Origin of the sequence: Paenibacillus oryzisoli, from assembly GCF_001653565.1 — a bacterium.
In the GTDB taxonomy this organism is placed as follows: Bacteria; Bacillota; Bacilli; order Paenibacillales; family NBRC-103111; genus Paenibacillus_E; species Paenibacillus_E oryzisoli.
In genome coordinates this window covers 1-1676 of the sequence record NZ_LYPB01000023.1, presented here as the reverse complement: position 1 = coordinate 1676, position 1676 = coordinate 1, and the positions used below count along the sequence as shown (strand labels likewise).

The following is a 1676-nucleotide window of genomic DNA, read 5'->3' as shown; positions in this document are numbered from 1 at the left end:
CTACGACTGACCAATTAACGCACAATACCTATTTTCAGCCTCTTTAAGGTATTTTGTTGGATTTCTTCTGAAGCGACGACGTTTGGTTGTTTCCTTTAAGCGTAAAGACCATCGTTGTCTTTCGTCATAATAAATTTCATAGCTTACACTTTGAAGCCTGCCTAATAAATCTTTCTGGCGGAGAGCATCATCGACAAATACAACAAATTCTCCAGAGCGAACGATATACTCGTTCCAACTCCGGAGTCCTGTCATTCGCCGATGGCGTGTTTTCGTTTTTCGGAAGAATCTCTCATGGTCATTATTCGTCCGGGGTACATGAGGATGGTCGTAACAAGTAAAAAGCCCTTTCCAGAATCCCTTCGTGTAACTTTTCAGATTAGTAACCATAATTTGATCAGTTTCTTTGGTATAGGTCAAATCTATCCACTGCAGCAAACACTGCATGTGAAATCGTACCGAATCGCTGCTTTGATCGTCAGTTGGATTCAATATCTCTGCTACGTACTGGAGTGGAAGTGACCAACGTTTTACATCTTCATATAGTGTGCTGAATTCACTTAGTTTACTGAATATTCCGATTATGTTTTGAAGTAGATTGGGCTCTTTTTTTACTCAGGCAGCTTTCAAGCGATGCCTGTATAGCTTCTGATGTCTCATAGATTCGAAGACCTGGCAGATCCAACGGCGGATTACCATCTTCTAAAAGAACGGAACGTACCGCAGCCAAATAGTCTCTTGCAACTTCGGCTTCTTCGGAGTCTTCTCGCTCTAGTTTTCTTTCAATAGCACGAATGCCGCGCAGGCTTTTCTTTATACCCGTTTTTAATTTTCGATCTAGGTCCACGATGGGCTTAGCAACATCTTTTAAATAATGATACTGACAGTACTGATACGGAACTTCGGGTAGCAGTGATTCCATAGCCAAACGAATAGACTGCTGTCCGTCCGAAACAATACCGATGATGGGAAAACCTAAATCAATTACTGGTCGAATAAGACTCTTCAGTTCTTCAGCCGAGCTGCTCTTTATACTTTTTGCGACAAGGATCGTCCCGCTGAATACTTCTCGGATGACATAAAGCGTCTCATTTCCTTTCTCAGGCTGGACACCATCCATGGAGATCATAATTCCCCCATGTTGAAGGGCAACGTGTTGAAGTTCATCCTTTACAAACTCAGTAACACTCGAACGCAACAGAGTTAAATAGCGCTCATACAATCTTTGAGAATTCCGCTCCGATGTGGACACACCACGCTCCGTAAGTTCTTCGGTAATCTCTGCAATGGTCATATGTTGCTTGAAGCGAAGCTGACCAACCAAGGCAAGGACGTCAAAACCATATGAAGTATGCTTCATAGCTAGCAATGCTGCTTCTGCAGATTTGTAGAAGGTTTTAGGGTATGCGCAGTTTGGATTCGAACAAACATAGGCCATACTCCAAGCTTGAACGACACCGTTTAGCGTAGAGATATTTTTCTTCCAAGCTGTATGACTCCGCTTCAACTTTGCCCCACAATGAACGCAGTTAGAGAATTCAGGTTGGAAGTATATTTTTCGTTCAGGAATGATCCGGTTCTTCGGTAATGGCATGAGAAAACCCCCATCAAAGTATGTCTTATATACTTCAACAGAGGTATCTGGAAATCCTTGTTAGTCGATTGGTCAGTCGTAG

Annotated in this window: 3 protein-coding genes; 1 reads left to right on the top strand and 2 read right to left on the bottom strand. The window is 42.6% G+C overall.

Translation table 11 applies throughout. From position 1 onward, the window contains the following. Positions 1–255, bottom strand: a complete 255-nt coding sequence (locus tag A8708_RS35985; RefSeq protein ID WP_204787437.1) for a hypothetical protein — start codon at positions 253–255, stop codon at positions 1–3. A 39-nt stretch (positions 256–294) separates the two neighbouring features. Here A8708_RS35985 and A8708_RS00145 point away from each other — a divergent pair, with 39 nt between their 5' ends. After that, on the top strand, positions 295–522 hold the full coding sequence (locus tag A8708_RS00145) for a hypothetical protein (RefSeq protein WP_068661520.1): 228 nt from the start codon (positions 295–297) through the stop codon (positions 520–522). A gap of 43 nt (positions 523–565) precedes the next feature. Here the strand turns inward: A8708_RS00145 and A8708_RS00140 are convergent, their stop codons facing one another. After that, a complete protein-coding gene (locus A8708_RS00140; protein WP_082927168.1) occupies positions 566–1594 on the bottom strand; it encodes a transposase in 1029 nt (342 codons plus the stop codon). Between the last annotated feature and the right edge of the window lie 82 nt (positions 1595–1676).